13 protein-coding genes are annotated in these 18,506 nt (G+C 50.1%); 3 read left to right on the top strand and 10 right to left on the bottom strand.

The window, feature by feature from the left end; all coding sequences use genetic code 11:
* Positions 1-196: 196 nt before the first annotated feature.
* From JFY74_17430 to JFY74_17395, 8 genes are all read right to left on the bottom strand, one after another.
* A complete protein-coding gene (locus JFY74_17430) occupies positions 197-4,474 on the bottom strand; it encodes an Ig-like domain-containing protein (GenBank protein ID QQG27832.1) in 4,278 nt (1,425 codons plus the stop codon).
* 191 nt (positions 4,475-4,665) lie between these two features.
* Positions 4,666-5,253 carry a hypothetical protein gene (locus JFY74_17425; GenBank protein ID QQG27831.1) on the bottom strand — a complete coding sequence of 196 codons (588 nt, stop codon included), beginning with the start codon at positions 5,251-5,253 and terminating at the stop codon, positions 4,666-4,668.
* Between the two features lie 828 nt (positions 5,254-6,081).
* Entirely contained in the window at positions 6,082-7,218 is a 1,137-nt protein-coding gene (gene hemW, locus JFY74_17420) for a radical SAM family heme chaperone HemW (GenBank protein ID QQG27830.1), read from the bottom strand.
* Positions 7,211-7,804 carry an XTP/dITP diphosphatase gene (locus tag JFY74_17415; protein ID QQG27829.1) on the bottom strand — a complete coding sequence of 198 codons (594 nt, stop codon included), beginning with the start codon at positions 7,802-7,804 and terminating at the stop codon, positions 7,211-7,213. Before JFY74_17415 ends, hemW begins: the two co-directional genes overlap by 8 nt.
* 31 nt (positions 7,805-7,835) lie before the next feature.
* Entirely contained in the window at positions 7,836-8,126 is a 291-nt protein-coding gene (locus tag JFY74_17410) for a YggU family protein (GenBank protein QQG27828.1), read from the bottom strand.
* Entirely contained in the window at positions 8,123-8,677 is a 555-nt protein-coding gene (locus JFY74_17405) for a YggT family protein (protein QQG27827.1), read from the bottom strand. Before JFY74_17405 ends, JFY74_17410 begins: the two co-directional genes overlap by 4 nt.
* A 49-nt stretch (positions 8,678-8,726) precedes the next feature.
* A complete protein-coding gene (locus JFY74_17400; GenBank protein QQG27826.1) occupies positions 8,727-9,548 on the bottom strand; it encodes a pyrroline-5-carboxylate reductase in 822 nt (273 codons plus the stop codon).
* A gap of 50 nt (positions 9,549-9,598) precedes the next feature.
* Complete coding sequence (locus tag JFY74_17395) at positions 9,599-10,312, bottom strand: YggS family pyridoxal phosphate-dependent enzyme (GenBank protein ID QQG27825.1); 714 nt, start codon at positions 10,310-10,312, stop codon at positions 9,599-9,601.
* Positions 10,313-10,333: 21 nt separating this feature from the next.
* Between JFY74_17395 and JFY74_17390 the strand changes: the two genes are divergently transcribed.
* Positions 10,334-11,350 (top strand): type IV pilus twitching motility protein PilT, encoded by a 1,017-nt coding sequence (locus JFY74_17390; protein QQG27824.1) that lies wholly within the window; start codon positions 10,334-10,336, stop codon positions 11,348-11,350.
* Here the strand turns inward: JFY74_17390 and JFY74_17385 are convergent.
* Together JFY74_17385 and JFY74_17380 are read right to left on the bottom strand one after the other, a co-directional pair.
* On the bottom strand, positions 11,319-13,151 hold the full coding sequence (locus JFY74_17385; GenBank protein ID QQG27823.1) for a diguanylate cyclase: 1,833 nt from the start codon (positions 13,149-13,151) through the stop codon (positions 11,319-11,321). The genes JFY74_17390 and JFY74_17385 overlap by 32 nt on opposite strands.
* 533 nt (positions 13,152-13,684) lie before the next feature.
* Positions 13,685-15,256: a Tar ligand binding domain-containing protein gene (locus JFY74_17380; protein ID QQG27822.1), complete on the bottom strand. Its 1,572-nt coding sequence runs from the start codon at positions 15,254-15,256 to the stop codon at positions 13,685-13,687.
* Between the two features lie 295 nt (positions 15,257-15,551).
* Between JFY74_17380 and nsrR the strand changes: the two genes are divergently transcribed.
* Positions 15,552-15,977 (top strand): nitric oxide-sensing transcriptional repressor NsrR, encoded by a 426-nt coding sequence (gene nsrR, locus JFY74_17375; GenBank protein ID QQG27821.1) that lies wholly within the window; start codon positions 15,552-15,554, stop codon positions 15,975-15,977.
* 41 nt (positions 15,978-16,018) lie between these two features.
* A complete protein-coding gene (gene rnr, locus JFY74_17370) occupies positions 16,019-18,475 on the top strand; it encodes a ribonuclease R (protein ID QQG27820.1) in 2,457 nt (818 codons plus the stop codon).
* The last annotated feature ends 31 nt before the right edge of the window (positions 18,476-18,506 follow it).

Below are 18,506 nucleotides of genomic sequence, written 5' to 3'. Positions count from 1 at the left end.
TGTTCTCCATTCTTGTGGGAAGGGTGGTATCACCGCAGGGCGGCTAGCGAGATGGTAGCGGTCTGCTCATGCTGGTGATATCTGATTTCTGGCTGAGCGTGCTATAGATAGTGGCAACGTTGGCATTGATGCTGGATACAGGTAGCTATGACCGTCCTGTACGGCGGTGGTGAAAGTGCCACCGCCGTTTTAGGGACTACTCTGGATTGGTGATGATCCTGACGATTTCTGGAATAAAGGTCACCGTTGTACCTCTTCCGGTATCATTTGCGTTGTTGTCCACTTTAGCCGTAACGGTGACACTGCCAGCTGTGCCGCTGCTAAGATTGACGGTGGCCTGGCCGTTAGCATTAGTGGTGGCTATTTGCGGGCTGATGTTTCCGAGTGTTGTGGTAAAACGGACGTCTACATTCGGCACAAGATGGCCGAGATTGTCTTTCACTGTTGCGGTTATAGGGACGAGGTCGAAGTCTACCGCTGCAGTAGAGGTTCCTGACTCGATGGTGTTAACTTTGGCGCTGGCGACATTGGCGGTAAAGGATACCGTTGCGTTTTGGCCAGTGTCAGCCGGGTTGTTGTCCACTTTGGCGGTGACGGTAACATTCCCCGGGGCTGCACTGGTTAGCGTGACGCTGGCCTGTCCGTTAGCATTGGTGGCGATGGTTTGACTATCGAGAGTACCGCTGCTGTTGGTAAAACTGACGTTGATATTCGACACGAGATTACCGAGATTGTCTCTCACTGTAGCGGTAAATGTGATAGAGGCAAAATTATCCGCTATTGCGGTGGTGGCATCGGGCGTCAGGCTGACGACGTTGGAGATGATAAAGGCCACGGTTGCGGTTTTACCGGTGTCAGCTGTGTTGTTGTTTACTCTGGCGGTGACGATGATATCACCAGTCGTTGCACTGGTTAGCTTGACGATGGCTTCTCCATTGGCATTGGTGGCGACCATTGGACTATTGAGCACACCGCCAGTGGTGGTAAAGCTAACGTCCGCATTTGGTACAACGTTACCGCTGCTGTCTTTCACCACGGCGGTGAAGTCGACTGGTGTTGTGCCATCAGCCTGTGCGGTGGAGGAGTTTGACGCCAGGCTGAAGACGACGCTATTGGCGGTAAAGGCCACGGTTGCGGTTTTACCGGTGTCAGCAGCGTTGTTGTTTACTCTGGCGGTGACGGTAATATCGCCAGTCGTTGCACTGGTTAGCGTGACGGTGGCTTCTCCATTAGCATTGGTGGCGACCATTGGACTATTGAGCACACCGCCAGTGGTGGTAAAGCTGACGTCTGCATTCGGTACAGGATGGCCGAGACCGTCTCTCACTGTAGCGGTTACAGGGACTGTGGAACCCATTACTGCAGTAGAGACTGACTTGATGCTGTTAACTTTGGCGGTGGCGATATCGGCGGTAAAGGATACCGTTGCGTTTTGGCCGGTGTCAGCCGGGTTGTTGTCCACTTTGGCGGTGACGGTAATATCGCCAGTCGTTGCACTGGTTAGCGTGACGCTGGCCTGTCCGTTAGCATTGGTGGCGATGGTTTGACTATCGAGAGTACCGCTGCTGTTGGTAAAACCGACGTTGATATTCGACACGAGATTACCGAGATTGTCTCTCACTGTAGCGGTAAATGTGATAGAGGCAAAATTATCCGCTATTGCGGTGGTGGCATCGGGCGTCAGGCTGACGACGTTGGAGATGATAAAGGCCACGGTTGCGGTTTTACCGGTGTCAGCTGTGTTGTTGTTTACTCTGGCGGTGACGATGATATCACCAGTCGTTGCACTGGTTAGCTTGACGATGGCTTCTCCATTGGCATTGGTGGCGACCATTGGACTATTGAGCACACCGCCAGTGGTGGTAAAGCTAACGTCCGCATTTGGTACAACGTTACCGCTGCTGTCTTTCACCACGGCGGTGAAGTCGACTGGTGTTGTGCCATCAGCCTGCGCGGTGGAGGAGTTTGACGTCAGGCTGAAGACGGTGACATTGGCGGTAAAGGCCACGGTTGCGGTTTTACCGGTGTCAGCAGCGTTGTTGTTTACTCTGGCGGTGACGGTAATATCGCCAGTCGTTGCACTGGTTAGCGTGACGCTGGCCTGTCCGTTAGCATTGGTGGCGACCATTGGACTATTGAGCACACCGCCAGTGGTGGTAAAGCTAACGTCCGCATTTGGTACAACGTTACCGCTGCTGTCTTTTACCACGGCGGTGAAGTCGACTGGTGTTGTGCCATCAGCCTGCGCGGTGGAGGAGTTTGACGTCAGGCTGAAGACGGTGACATTGGCGGTAAAGGCCACGGTTGCGGTTTTACCGGTGTCAGCAGCGTTGTTGTTTACTCTGGCGGTGACGGTAATATTGCCAGTCGTTGCACTGGTTAGCGTGACGGTGGCTTCTCCATTAGCATTGGTGGCGACCATTGGACTATTGAGCACACCGCCAGTGGTGGTAAAGCTAACGTCCGCATTTGGTACAACGTTACCGCTGCTGTCTTTTACCACGGCGGTGAAGTCGACTGGTGTTGTGCCATCAGCCTGTGCGGTGGTGACATCGGGCGTCAGGCTGGTTACTGCTGCTGAGTTTGGATTAGCAATTAAGCTAACATTTGCGGTCTGTAGTTTCTGTTCATTGATGGATGGTTGAATAGTCACTATTCCTGTCTGAGTGCCGGCGGTGAGTGTCGAGTGGTATACTCCGGCAGAGGACTCAGTAATCGCGCCTAGGTGGATATCTTTATTGGCCGTGATTTGGCGCTGTTGTATTGTATTGCCAGTAAAATTGGTGGAGAGCACGAGTTGGCTGGCAACACCGCTAACTGGGTTGTTGTTGTTATCTCGTAACGTTACCGCTATCAAACTCGTTGCTTGTCCGTCTGCGGGCAGGATATTTGGTGTGGCTGTTGTGGTTGAGCGTGCTGCACTAATCTCTTGTTCATCCACTTTTATTTCGGTTACTGCCTGATTTGATTGATTACCTTCAACATCATAGGCGAAAGCCGTTAATTGATAATGGTTTGTATTACTCCCTCCTGAGTGTTGGTAGGGCGGCAATGTGATAGCAACGGTATTGATTGATGTGGACGTGAGTTTTCCTCCTGCTGCTACTAGAGGGGCGGCGCTCCACTCAATACGCTCAAGAGCATGTTTTCCGGTGACCCTAGCCGTAACCGTAGCTGTGTCTCCTGTATTACCTTGAATACTTTCTGGTAAAGTGAGTTGAATTTCATCTTTTTTCTGGTAATCCAGAACAATGTGATTATTACGCTCTACCAAATTGTATCGATTACCAGATACCGCACGATGACTGGCCAGCGCTGATGGGCTGATGTGATATTGCCAAGAATTGCCAAAACTATAGTTTAGTTGGAGGCTAATGTTATTATCTTCTTGTCCCCCTTTGCCTGCTCGGTGCTCCGTTCCCACTGTTAATAAAGGGAATGGCGTATAATTGACGCCAATAGTTGCGGCATAAGGATTCTTCTGTTGGTTTTCTTTGCCAAATAAAGCAACATTTTCGCCGCGATATTTTTCAAACATAAGTTTTCCTCCTATCTGTGGATAAGAGGGCAGATAAGCTTCAGCTCGAATATCATAACCGTCAGCTGGGCGTTCATTGTAACCGTTAAAATCTCTCGACTGATGCCAATCGGTAATACCGAAATAGCTATTAGCCGATAGCTTCAGATAGTCTGTCCAGGCTTCAGCTCCCAGGCTAATTCGCCGGTTTTTTCCAGTGATGTCGTTATCAAGGAAGGAGTTAACACCATACATCCAATTGTTATTGAAGGTACGAAAACCCATGCCAACATTGACGGTGTTGCGACTATCTTTGTTTCTGGCGCCAAGTTGAGTAAATAACATGGCATTTTTCTGATCATAAAGTGGGATTAAAATATCGGCAGCACTACCGTCTAGTTTGTTATTGCTGTTAATTTTTACCCGTGCCGTGCCAAATTGGCTCAGCCATTGTTCTACAGAATGGTTGATTTGGTTCGTGGCAGTAGAACGCAGCATCCGTTCTCCAGATTTGGCTGCATTTTCATTAGATAATACAGTGGCGCCAGCATACACTTGGCTTGCCAGCTTTTTGTCTGTGCTAGCATCTGTATTTTTATTGTTTGTATTATCTACTGAAAATGGAGACTTCCTCTGTGGGACATCAATTTCATCCCCGGTCTGAAGATGGGCAAAGGTATGAGGAAAAAAACGCTGTTGGTTTAGCTGACGTAATTCATCCAATGTCAGGTTGTATTTTTTTGCGACAGATGATGCCGTTTCTCCTTTTTTTAGGATGTATGCTTCCGTGAATATTGTTTTTTTTTCTGTTTTATTAATGTCTGTTTGGCTGATGTTTACACTAGCTGTAGCTGGCGTGAAAGCACTTAGTAATGGGAACATAAGTTGAACAATGATGTTCAACCACGCTATTCGACGTAGGAATGCTGCTCCAGAATGAAATGGATTTCTCTTCATAATAATTGTCACCAATTTGTTGTTAATGTGTTGATGTATTTAGGTTGATTTTTGCATAAGGATTGTTTTTTTTATATTATTTTCTTAGATGGCCAATCTGATTTTCTTTACAGAAAAATCTATAAAGAAAGGAGCCATTATTTTTAAAATGTTCTCTCAAGTATTACATAGGGTTTTTAGTGAGTTTTTCCTTATGAATCCGATGTTTTCATAATTAACGTTGTCTGGTGAATATAAATTATTATCATGCAGTATGTTATGTTGAGCAGTGATCTAATTTCATGGCTCTGCCGTCTTGAATTCAAGGTGCAATATGCCGAAAAAATAAAATGCAATACATCCCCTTGCTTTTCGTTCAACCGAAGTAAGTGGGTGGTTTTAAGCGCTATGCCATTTATGATGTTATCTGTAACTTTTGTTGCTGGTGGGAATTGATTACATCTAATGTATAAGTTTCCGTAATTGATGTTTTTTTTGCATGTAAGCAAACGGCCTGTGTACTGTTTTATTAAAAAAAATTTTCCCATTACTGATGACGTAGATGTTAGCGACACAATGCTAAACAAAACTGAAACGGGATGACGATCGTTACATGACACAATCCCTTCTCTGACATGAGTGTTTATTGGTAGCAGATCGTCATTGCAGGACTTCTGTGAATAAAAGGTAAGTAAAACATTTATATAATGAATGACAATGGCGAAAATTTCTTTTTCCTCAATTTTTTTATTTTCTTTCCTTCTCGTTACTGTATCAAATGAGTTATTTTTCTTTTCCATGATTTTTTCTCCTGAAAGCGAAAAGCATATTTTCTTTATTAATCAAAGGTGATAATGTGATTGTTATACCATCTTAAATACCCAACTAGTTGAAATGTTTGTCTTTTTTTTAATTAATTGCTTCTGTTATTTGAGTTTTTATCCATGTTTTACTTTGTTATTAAAAGGTAGGTGAAGACCTTAACTTTATGTTTTTCATTGTTATTTTTCTCATTGTGCTTGCCGCATAAATGCATGAGGGTAATTATTTATTCTCGTTTATGAAATTACCTTTTAGTGTAGTCGTGGTGTTTTAAAAAATGAATGTTTTTTTGTTAATTATTTTTTGTTGTTATGTTTTTCACGTTAGTAGTTCGCTAACTTTTAATTATTTAATTAACTTCTTATTTTAATAAAAATTATTATCAAGTTAATTATTTTTTATATCGTCATTGTCATTTCATCGTGTGGCTCATGGATGGGATTTAATCATAGAGCGTTTTTTAGGTATCGAGGGGGAATTGGGAGGGATATCTGTTTTTGCGTCGACTTATGGCTAAATATTTTGCGCAATTTGAATGTAACCTCATGATAAATCGATTTTAGGCGGTCGATAGCACTGGTTGAAAGGAACGCTTTATTAATGATGCTTATTAGTTATCAAGAGGTTACATCTGTTGGTAAAGCCAATATATTCGGTTTGAAATATAGCAGATTATCACTCACAGATAGGGCTGATAGAGGCGACAAAAAATATGCCACCTCTATCATGCCATGTGAAGGTATTTTTCTTGAATGAACGCGTTATGTTCTTGTTTTCAGGTAAAGATATGAATAAAAATAGAGCTATTATTCATTCAGAAACAGTTCCAGCAGGGAATTCAAAAACAGTTTTCCGTGTTCGGTGATTTGCCAGTGTGTGGCAGTTTCCGTCAGATAGCCTTGTGCCAGCGCCTGTTCCAACATCGGGCGAATGCTGTGTTCTTCCAGACCGGTATACGCGGTGAAATCCTCACGTGGAGCGGCTTCCAGCAGGCGAAAGCGGTTCATGAAAAACTCAAATGGCCGATCGTCATTGGCGACGTCGTGTTGCTTATCCAGATAGGCGCCTTGCATATAGCCGCGAGGATGGCGGATTTTTACCGTACGAAGAATGCGCCCGTCGTTGAAGGTCAGCTTGCCGTGCGCGCCACAGCCAATTCCCAAATAGTCACCGAAGCGCCAGTAGTTCAGGTTGTGCTGGCACTGGTAGCCTAGTTTGGCATAGGCAGAGGTTTCATACTGTTGGTAACCCGCAGCGCTCAGTAACGTGTGACCCTGCTCGTAGATGTCCCACAGCGCGTCATCATCCGGTAGTGTAGGTGGGCGCGAGCTAAACAGCGTATTGGGTTCGATGGTCAGCTGATACCACGATAAATGCGGTGGATTGAGCGCAATGGCCTGACGCAGGTCGTCCAGTGCTTCGTCCAACGATTGATCCGGCAAGCCGTGCATCAGATCCAGATTAAAGCTGCGTAATCCCAGCCCGGTCGCCAACTGTGCTGCGCATCTGGCCTCGGCCGGACCGTGAATACGCCCGAGGCGTGTCAGTTTCTGCGGATCAAAACTCTGAACGCCGATGGAGATACGATTAATTCCCGCGTGCTGATAACCGCTGAAACGCTCGGCTTCAACCGTACCGGGATTGGCTTCCATCGTAATTTCGGCATCCGGCGTTAACGGAATTCTCGCCCGAACGCCATCGAGCAGTGCCTGCATCGCTTCCGCGCTCAGCAGGCTGGGCGTGCCGCCGCCGATAAAGATCGAGTGCAGTTCACGACCGCTTGCTAGCGGCAAATCAGCATCCAGATCTGCCAGTAGATGATCGACATATTCCTGATGCGGCACGTCGCCTTTCAGCGCATGCGAGTTGAAGTCGCAATATGGACACTTCTGTACGCACCACGGAATATGAATGTACAGGCTGAGCGGGGGAAGCTTAAGCATTGCGTAGCGCATCCAGCAACAGGCGCAGCGCCTGGCCACGGTGAGACTGTGCGTTCTTCTCTTCACGCGTCAGTTCCGCTGCCGTTTTACCCAGCTCTGGCACGAAGAAGATCGGGTCATAGCCGAAGCCACCGCTGCCCGCGGCTTCATGCGTCAGCACTCCTTGCCAGCTACCGTGGCAGACAATCGGCGTCGGGTCTTCCGCGTGGCGCAGATACACCAGCACGCAGTGGAAGCTGGCGTGGCGCTGTTCGTCTGGTACGTCTTTTAGCGTCAGCAGCAGCTTATCCAGATTTTGCTGGTCGCTGGCATCCACACCCGCGTAGCGTGCCGAGTAAATGCCCGGTGCACCGCCCAGCGCATCGACAGCCAGACCGGAATCATCGGCAATCGCCGGCAATCCTGTGATTTGTGCCGCATGACGTGCTTTCAGGATGGCGTTTTCGATAAAGGTCAGGCCGGTTTCTTCGGCGGAATCCACACCTAGCTCAGTCTGAGCCACAATATCCAGACCGAAATCGGCCAGCAAGCTGGCGAGCTCGCGCACTTTACCGGGGTTTCCGGTAGCCAAAACCACTTTTTGCATCGTCTTGTCCTGCGTATTTATTCAATCGTGTTTATTCAATGAAGCCCGCGACGTCAGCCGGGATGTGTTGCGGATGGGTAATTCTAATCTGTTTATGCCGTCCGAGTTCGCCTTTTTCAATCACGACCAGACTCTTGGCGACTCGAAACTGTTTGGCGAGAAATTTGGTCAAATGGGCATTGGCCTGCCCATCAACTGGTGGTGCGGTGATGGCGACTTTTAGTTCGTCGCCATGCAAACCCACGATCTGATCCCGGCTGGCTTTCGGCTGAATATACAGCCGAATCACCAGCGCATCGCCGTGGCGGGTAATGGCACTCACAGCAGGAACCACAGCCCCGGGAATAGGTCCATGCCCAGATAGTTGAGCATATACAGAATCAGAATCACCGCCATCGCGGAGAAATCGATGCCGCCCATAACCGGAATAATGCGGCGGAGCGGCGCCATCAGCGGTTCGGTCAACTGATGCAGCAGATACTCGATTGGGCTACGGCCCTGGCTGACCCAGCTCATAATCGAACGGATGATGATGACCCAGAAAACCAGATAGCCCGCGGATTTAATTAGCGAAATGAGCCCGACCAGCAGGTTCATTGGGCTAAGGGAGATCGCGCCAACCTGAATCAACAGCAGTAACGGGTATTTGATCGTCGTGAGAATAAAGGCCAGCAGCAGCGAGGCGCTGTCAATCGGCCCTAACGACGGCAGAATGCGGCGCAGTGGCCCGACAATCGGCTGGGTGATTTTGACGACAAATTGCGATAGCGGGTTATAGAAATCGCTGCGTGACCACTGCATCCAGATGCGTAGCAGCAGGACCATTACATAGAGGTCGACCAGCGTTTTGACCAGAAAAGTCAGGGTGAGCATAAGTACGTCTTTTCCTTAATGAGATAAAGAATCGGGGAACCCGCTTTGGTTAAAAAAGCGTTTCCATTTCCTGTGCGCGAGCAATTGCCGCCTGCATGGCTTCAGCCACGGTTTGCGTCAACTGCTGTTCGTTAAATACCCGTAAGGCTTCTGCTGTGGTACCGCCCTTGGACGTCACATTTTCCCGCAGTGTCGATAGCGGCGTATCGGGATTGGCTTCAACCAGTGCGGCAGCGCCGGACGCGGCCTGTTGCACCAGTAGGCGAGCCGTTGCCTGGCTGAACCCCTGACGGATGGATTCCTGCTGCATCGCTTCCATAAACAGGAAGAAATAGGCCGGTGCGCTGCCCGCTGCGGCGATCACACCGTTAATACCTTGTTCGCTATCCACCCAGCAAATTTTACCGACGCTCTGCATCAGCTGTGCGGTGAAGTCTTTATCTGCCTGACTGACGGAGGCGGGGGCATACATCCCGCTCATGCCTTTGCCGACCAGAGACGGCGTGTTTGGCATAATCCGCACGATATTCAATGGTTCTCCCAACATTGCCTGAAAACGGGCAATGCTGATACCTGCCGCAATTGAGAGCACCAGCTTACCGGAGAAGTTGACTTGCTCATGCAGTGGTTCGCACACTGTTGCCATCATTTGCGGTTTGACAGCCAAAACAATGACGTCCGCTTCCTGAGCGCAGCGGACATTATCCGCGCTGCTGATGACGCCATATTGTGCAGCCAGCGCATCGCGGTTTTTACCCGAAGGTGCGCAGACACTGATGTGTTGGGCGGGATAACCGCCGTTGACCAACCCGGTAATAATGGCTTGCGCCATGTTTCCGGCACCAATAAACGCTATTTTACGTTGCTGCATCTGCATCCTCGTTGCTCACCTGTTTGTTAAAGATGACGTGCCTCTGCGGTTTATGCGCTTTTTGTTGAATAGTCCCGTGTGCCAAAGATTGCCGTACCGATGCGTACCAGCGTGCTGCCAGCGGTAATTGCTGCACGCATGTCGTTCGTCATCCCCATAGAGAGTGTATCAATATGCGGATAAGTGATGGACAACGTTTGGAACAGCGCGGCCATTTGTTTGAAAACGGCTAACTGCTGTTCATCATCGGTTTCCGGTGCCGGAATCGCCATCAGGCCACGTAGGCGCAGGTTAGGCAGCGCGGCGACGCTGGCGGCGAGCCCTGCTAATTCATCCACCATAATGCCGGATTTGCTCGCTTCATTGCTGATATTAATCTGCAATAACACATTTAACGGTGGCGACGTTGCCGGGCGCTGTTCGCTCAGACGCTGTGCGATGCGCAGCTTATCCACAGTGTGAAACCAATCAAAATGCTCTGCTACCAGCCGACTTTTATTTGACTGTAACGGGCCGATAAAGTGCCATTCCAGCTGTGTATCCGGGTGGTTTTCCTGGAAATAGTGAATCTTCTCTACGCCTTCCTGAACATAGTTCTCGCCAAACGCACGTTGCCCTGCCGCAATGGCTTCTTCGATCGCGCTCACAGGTTTGGTTTTACTGACTGCAAGTAGTGTAATTTCTTCTGGTGCCCGTGCGCAATGCACAGCGGCGGTGGCGATTTGCTGCCGGATGACCTGTAGATTCTGCTGGATTGTCGTCATGGTTATTCAGGAGGTTAATCTATGGAATTGGATGAGTGGATAGCGCGTAGTGTAAAACATAATGCCTCGGATCTGCACCTTTGTAGCGGGCATCCGCCAGTACTGCGTGTGGATGGGCGGATACAACCTGAAAATACCTTACCACGTTTAACGCCGGAGCAGGTGGCGCAATGGTGCGACGCCTGGCTTGAACCGGTTCAGAGCGAGCAACTACGGCTGATGGGGCAGGTGGATGGCGCGTTAATGCTACCCGATGGACGACGCCTGCGAGTGAACGTGTTTCGCCAGCGGGAAGGGCTGTCTGCGGCGCTGCGCATTATTCCGTCTGTTCAGCCTTCACTGGACGAGCTGCATGCGCCACCTGTTCTATCGACGCTGCTGGAAAAACCAAACGGACTACTCCTGATTACCGGCGCGACGGGCAGCGGTAAATCCACAACGCTGGCGGCAATGATCGGGGTATTAAACGACAGTAGCGATCGTCATGTGATCACGCTGGAGGATCCGATCGAGTTTATTCATTACAGTCGACGCTGCCTGATTCAGCAGCGGGAGATTGGTACGCACAGCGCGTCTTTTTCGCAGGCGCTACGCGCGGCATTGAGGGAAGATCCTGATGTCATTCTGCTGGGTGAACTGCGTGATACAGAGACGATTCGGCTGGCGCTGACGGCAGCGGAAACGGGCCATTTGGTGCTATCAACGCTGCATACACGCAGTGCATCCCAGGCGGTTGACCGTCTGATTGACGTCTTTCCCGGCGAAGAGAAAGCCTATGTTCGCAGCCAGTTAGCTACCTGTTTACAGGCGATAGTGACGCAAACGTTACTGCCTGCGGCACACGGTGGCCGTATTGCGCTCTATGAAGTGCTGACGGCGACAGCGGCAGTCAGCAACCTGATTCGGGAAGGGAAAACGCACCAGCTTCCCGGACTGATTCAAACGGGGGGGGCCGCGGGAATGCAAACGTTCGAACAAAGCTACCAGCAGCGCTGTCGGGATGGGCTTATTTCACACAGTTGCGCCCTTGCCGTTTAGCTGCATAGAGGTTTGCATCGGCTAACTGAATCCAGTCTTCAACGGAAGCAAGATCGGAACAGTAGGCGGCAATCCCTGCGCTGATTGTGAAATGCAGATTCTGGCGATCGTATTCCAGCGTGTGTTGCTCAATCGCTTTACGAATACGTTCGATGGTCATCACCGCCGTTTCATAAGAGACATCTTTTAACAGTATGATGAACTCCTCGCCCCCAAGCCGGGCGACCAGATCTTCCAGACGCAGTGACATGCGCATGAGTATTGCCAGCTCTTTGAGGACAGCATCGCCAGCCAGATGGCCGTATTGATCGTTAATGTTTTTGAATAAATCGATGTCAATAATGGCCAAACAGCTTTTATCTGTCTGCTGGTTTTGCTGTTTGTATAGAAAAAAGGCGTTGGCTTGTTCGAAGAAGCTGCTGCGATTTGGCAGGCCGGTAAGAAAATCATGCCCCGCGTTAAAGCGTAAGGAGGCCTCTATCTGTGTACGCTCATCTTCCAGCGAACGGGCGTGAATGATGATACCGAGTGTTTTCACCAGTGGGGTCAGTAGTTCGACCATCGTTTGATCGTAACCTTCCCGACGGTTAGCCAGTGCGATCATTCCGATCGCTTTGCCGTTGTGGGTGATAGGAATCCCCAGCAGGGAATACAGCGCGGGATGGATGGGCGGGAGGTCCCGACCAGCCTTTTGCCTCAACAGGTTATTGGTGCACACCACGGTATTGTGGGTAACAACGTGACCAAACAGATTATCCAGTTTACGGAGCCTCAGGCCGCCGTGGGTTTTGCGCTGGTTTCTGTACCAGGTCAGGGTTTCTTCATCCCAGGCAAGACTGGATATCGCGGGAAGATAGAGCGACTGGCCGTTTTCATCTTCCTGCAATGTGGCAATGAAGCCGAAGGTGCTGTTGGTGACGCTCAGCAGCCGCTCAAAGACTTTATCGCAGGCGGAAGGCAGATTGTGGTCGAGCAGAAAGCTGTCGTGGACTGACAGCAGGATATCGAGAATGATGCCTTGCTGATGGGCTCTCTTTTCGGTTTCGACGTTTTGCGTGATGTTGTGAGCATATTTAATGATTTTTCTCACATTACCGTCGCTATCCATAACCGGACTGTAGGTCGCCTGTATCCAGAATGAATGGCTGTCTTTGCCCAACTGGTGGAATCGTCCGCTGATAGGGTGACCGCGATGCAAGGTTTCCCAGAATGTTTGATAGTCGGCTTGTTCGGTATAAAGAGGATCGCAGAGTGACTTGTGGTGCAGGCCGAGAATTTCCTTCCCTTCGTAGCCCGTCAGCATCAGATAGTGTTTATTGACGTGAGTAATATAGCCGTCTTTATCAAACTCGATCACGCCTTGCGAATTTTCAATCGCGTCTAGCTGTGCCCGATGCTCCGACATCAGACGCTTTTCCTGAGTAATATCAAGCGCCAGTTTTATGACGCCAACGCGGCGACCTGAATGATCAATAATGGGCGTATAGGCGGCGTGGAGCCAAATGATGTCTCCTTTTTGGGTTTTCCGTTGGAATTCCCCTGCGTTAATATTCCCTTTAATTACATCGTGCCAGAAATGCTCATGTTTTTGACGCTGTGCTTCTGGCAGAAAAAGCGTGTGGTTTTTCTGAATAATGTCTTCTTTTTTGTAGCCCAGCATTTTGCAAAAAAGAGGATTGGCTTCAATCAATTTCCCTGCCAGGTCGAATTCGGCGATGGCATAAACGGAATTGAGCGCGTGCAGTTTGGCTTCATTGTCAAACCTGGTAATCAAATCAACATCAACTGACTGATTATTCATGTTTATATTTGCCTATATTCTTTCTGTCTTTACCCTTGATTCGCTGTTGTCAGAGGCATTCGTTTTATCATGAAGCCATCTGTGATGTTATCGGGCGATCGACCGTCTCCCTTTTTTACGCGAAAATCAATGGAGCGAATTAATAAAATAGCCTGCTATTAATTAATTTAATAAATATTATATTAATAGGTAATTAATAACCTAGAACGCATGATGAATATTACCAATAAGAGATGTCTCTCATTGTCTTTTTATTCAATGTATTGCCGTAATTGATTTTGCCGCTTTTACGCGGAAACTCTATTTATACGCTTATGTGTAAAAACAGAGAATAGCGGTAAAAAAATAATACTCAAATTATCTGAAAGTATACCTATGAAATAGGTGTGTGAAGAGGGAAGAGGGTTCCTGCCTTCTGTCATTATTTATTCGATTTTTGAGAGGATATGCGGCGTAAATAGGGCGTGGGCGATTCAGCGGAAGGCCTGTGATCGGCGTTGGGCTGACCACAGGCGGTGTAATACATCTGTAAATTAGGAAAGGCGAGGGTCTACCTGAAATAGCGCCATAGACCGCATCAACTGCTGGGACTGCTGCTCCAGCGACTGCGTCGTCGCGGATGAGGCTTTGACGAGCTGTGCGTTGTGCTGAGCGACCTTATCGATCTGTGTGAAGGCGACGTTAACCTGCTCAATACCGCGATGCTGTTCTTGCGTGGCGGTGGAAATGTCTCGCATCAGCTGTGTAATACGGATGATTTCGTCGGTCACTTCGTCCATGGTTTCACCCGCTTTAGAGGCTAATTGAAGCCCTTCGGACACGCGCGTTTGGGAATCTAGAATCAATGCACGGATCTCTTTCGCCGCTTGTGCGCTATGCTGCGCCAGATTACGCACTTCTCCGGCGACGACAGCAAAGCCTCTACCTTGTTCGCCTGCGCGCGCTGACTCGACGGAAGCGTTCAGCGCCAGAATGTTGGTCTGGAACGCGATGCCGTCAATAACGCTGAGAATGTCATTAATGCGTTTGGCGCTGGTGGCGATCTCCTGCATTTTTTCAATGACGTAACAGACGGACTCGTTGCTGCGGCTGCTGGTGTTCGAGACGTTATTGGCGAGCTGATGTGCGAGTTCTGCGTGATCGGCATTAAGTTTCACCGTCGCGCTCAGTTGCTCCATGCTCGCTGCGGTCTGTTCCAGTGCAGCAACGGATTCCTCGGTGCGTTGGGAAAGCTGAGCGTTTTCTTCAAACAGTTCGCGGCTACCTAGATCGATTTGCGTGCTGGCATCGCGCACCTGGCTAACCGATTCCAGCAGCGCCCCTTGCATACGGCCGATGGCATCATTGAGCCGCCCCAGTTCGTTGTTTCCGCCTTGAATCAGGCGGCGTGTCAGATTACCGCTAGCAACCTGCTCCAACTGCTCAATGGCATAGTCCAGCGGTTTGAGCAGCATGTGACGCAGTGCGACCCAGGCTAATACCACCAGCGTGATAGATAACAGGCTGGCAATGGCAATGAGCAGCAGCATGATGCGCTCATTGCGCTCGGACTGTGCCAGACCCTGTTCGGAAAGCTGCTGAGCATACTGTCGGAAATTCTGGATCGACAAATCAAAGGCCTCACTCAGCGGGCCGAGCTGTTTTTCCAGAACTTCATAGTATTCGTCGGTATACTGTTTTTGCAGTGCGCTCAGCATCGGCGTCATGCCCTGCTGAAAATAGGCCTGATAGGTTTTCAATACGTCCTGCGCCAGCGCCTGCTGTTTGGGATCGGCATTGGCTGATTTGATCACGCGTTCGATGTCTTCCTGCGATTGGCGCAGATGTTTCTCTACGACCCCGGTTTCTCTGGCACCGTCGTCCAGCAGGCCAATTTCGATCTTCCTGACGGCGAGCGTTGCCGAGGCTCTTGCGCTGAGCGTCTGGTTATAGCCGCTCATCAGGTTGCCGAGCTCAATGCCCTGAATCTGGTTTTGCGCTGTCAGCGTTTCCCTGTCCTTCTCAATGGCAACCACGCCCATGCCGCTGACGATCAGTAGGAGCAGGGTGATTAACAGCAATAACGTTAATAAGCCAGTACGAATAGAAATATTTTTCAACCCCATGGTGTCCTTTTCCTTACGCCGCCTTCGTCGGTGATAACCCAGTCATCATTGGATGTGGTGTGTGAAACTAAAGAGAATACGTTATCTGTGTTGCGGTGAGATAAAATTAAAAAGATATGGCAGGAGCAAAAGGTGTTGGCAAACAGGGCGTATCCCGCTGGTCTCTCGCAGCGTAAAGGGTATAAATAATTAGCCGTAGTGTTTGTGCCTGGTTTATCATCTGTCAATAGCGTTGGTTTTTCAGGGGCGTACTCAATACGCCAGTCAATGATACCCAGAGGTATCCGAGGTTTATGTGCAGTTAACAAGTTTCACGGATTATGGTTTGCGGGCGCTCATCTACATGGCGTCACTGCCGGGTGGGAAAATGACCAGCATTTCGGAGGTAACGGAAGTGTATGGCGTGTCCCGTAATCATATGGTCAAAATTATCAATCAACTTAGTCGTGCTGGGTTGGTAATGGCCGTGCGTGGTAAGAATGGCGGTATCCGCCTGGGGAAACCGGCAGAAACCATCCGAATTGGTGATGTGGTACGAGAACTTGAACCGCTCACACTGGTTAACTGTAGCCATGATTTTTGCCACATAACATCAGCCTGTCGCTTGAAGCAGGTGCTTCAACAGGCGGTACAAAATTTTCTGCACGAGCTGGATCAATACACGCTGGCTGATATGGTCAAAGAAAACCCGCCGCTTTATAAATTATTGTTGGTTGAATGAATTTTGTTCAGCCTCCTGCTGATGACAACGGAGGAACCGCAATGTCACAAGATCCATTCCTGGAACGCGAAGCAGAAAAATACGAATCCCCCATCCCCAGTCGTGAATATATTTTGGCGCACATCGCCAAACGCGATACCCCGATTAGCCGGGAAGAATTAGCCGCCGACCTGCAATTAACCGGAGAAGAAGCTCTCGAAGCGCTGCGCCGTCGCCTGCGTGCGATGGAGCGTGATGGTCAGCTTATTTTTACCCGCCGTCAGTGCTATGCGTTGCCGGAAAAGCTCGATTTGCTGCGCGGTACGGTCATTGGTCACCGCGATGGTTTCGGCTTCCTGCGCGTGGAAGGCCGTAAAGACGATCTTTATCTGTCGGCTGAAGAGATGAAACGGACGATTCACGGCGATGTTGCACTGGCACAGCCGCTGGGTGCTGATCGTAAAGGACGCCGTGAAGGGCGCATTGTGCGCGTGCTGGAACCGCGTACCGGACAAATTGTCGGCCGCTATTTTGTCGATGCCGGTGTCGGGTTCGTGGTGCCGGATGACAGCCGCCTGAGCTTCGATATTCTGATCCCGAAAGAAGAAATTAACGGTGCTCGCATGGGCTTCGTGGTGGTGGTTGAGCTGACGCAACGCGCCACGCGCCGCACGAAAGCGGTGGGTAAGATCGTCGAGATCCTCGGTGACAACATGGGCACTGGGCTGGCGGTGGATATCGCCCTGCGTACTCATGATATTCCGCACACCTGGCCACCTAAAGTGGAAGAGCAGGTGAAAGATCTCTCCGAAGAAGTGCCTGAAGCCGCGAAAAAAGGCCGTGTGGATCTGCGTAAGCTGCCGCTGGTCACCATTGACGGCGAAGATGCTCGCGATTTCGATGACGCGGTGCATTGTGAACCGAAACGTGGCGGTGGCTGGCGTTTATGGGTTGCGATTGCGGACGTGAGCTATTACGTTCGGCCAAATACGGCGCTCGACCATGAAGCGCGTGCGCGTGGCACGTCGGTATACTTCCCGTCGCAGGTGGTGCCGATGTTGCCGGAAGTCCTGTCGAACGGACTCTGTTCGCTTAACCCGCAGGTCGATCGCCTGTGTATGGTCTGTGAAATGACCGTCTCGGCGCAGGGTAAGCTGTCGTCCTATAAGTTCTATGAAGCGGTGATGAGTTCGCATGCGCGCCTGACCTACACTAAAGTGTGGCATATTCTGCAAGGCGACGCCGAGCTGCGCGAGCACTACAAGCCGCTGGTAGGTGGGTTGGAAGAGCTGCACCGTATGTACAAGGCGCTTGAACACGCGCGTGAAGTGCGTGGCGGCATCGCGTTTGAAACGGAAGAAGCGAAGTTCATTTTCAACGCTGAACGCCGTATCGAGCGTGTGGAAGCGGTGGTGCGTAATGATGCGCACAAGCTGATCGAAGAGTGCATGATTCTGGCGAATATCTCTGCCGCGAAATTTGTGGAGAAAAACGAAGAACCTGCGCTGTTCCGCGTACACGATCAGCCGAGTGAAGACCATGTCTTAGCCCTGCGTAGCGTACTGGGTGAGCTGGGGCTGACGCTGAAAGGTGGAATGAAACCACAGCCGAAAGATTACGCAGAATTGATGAATGAGTTGGCTGACCGTCCCGATCGGGAAATGCTGCAAACTATGCTGCTGCGTTCAATGAAGCAGGCGATTTATGACCCAGAGAACCGAGGCCACTTCGGTCTGGCATTAACGTCTTACGGCCATTTCACATCGCCGATTCGTCGTTATCCAGACCTGTCACTGCACCGCGCCATTAAGTATCTGCTGAGCGATCGTCATGAGCGCTGGACGTCAACGGGCGGCTGGCATAGCGACATTAATGAGATGCTACAGCTGGGTATGCATTGCTCGATGACGGAGCGTCGTGCGGATGAAGCCACGCGTGACGTTGCAGACTGGCTGAAATGCGACTTTATGCAGGATCACGTGGGTGAGGTCTTTACGGGGATTATCGCCAGTGTGACCGGTTTTGGCTTCTTCGTGCGCCTGAAAGATCTGTTTATCGATGGGTTGGTGCACGTTTCCACGCTGGATAATGATTACTACCGCTACGATAATATCGGCCAGCGGCTGATCGGCGAATCGCGCGGGCAGGTTTATCGTCTGGGTGATGAAGTCGAAATTCGTGTTGAAGCCGTTCATATGGATGAGCGCAACATTGATTTTGCGCTGATTTCCAGCACGCGCAAGGTGCGCGGCGAAGGTAAAACGGCACGCGACCGTGTGAAGAAGCCGGATTCGCGTGAGGCCAAGCCAGCTCGACGTCGTCGCAGCGCGAGCAAAGCGCCGGCAAACTTTGAGCCGGATGCCGCATTCCGCAAAGAAGGCGATAGCAGCGCGAAGTCGGATAAGCCAAAAGCCAAGCCGAAAAAGAACCGCGATAAAGCGAAAAAGAACGCGGAAAAAACGCGTAAAATTGCCGCCGCGACGAAGGCTAAACGAGCAAAGAAGAAATCTGAGGAATAACGAACGGCTTGACGTTGTAGAGACTTCGGTC

This window comes from Pectobacterium carotovorum (assembly GCA_016415585.1).
GTDB classification, from domain to species: domain Bacteria; phylum Pseudomonadota; class Gammaproteobacteria; order Enterobacterales; family Enterobacteriaceae; genus Pectobacterium; species Pectobacterium carotovorum_K.
This window is presented reverse-complemented; position numbering and strand designations above follow the sequence as displayed.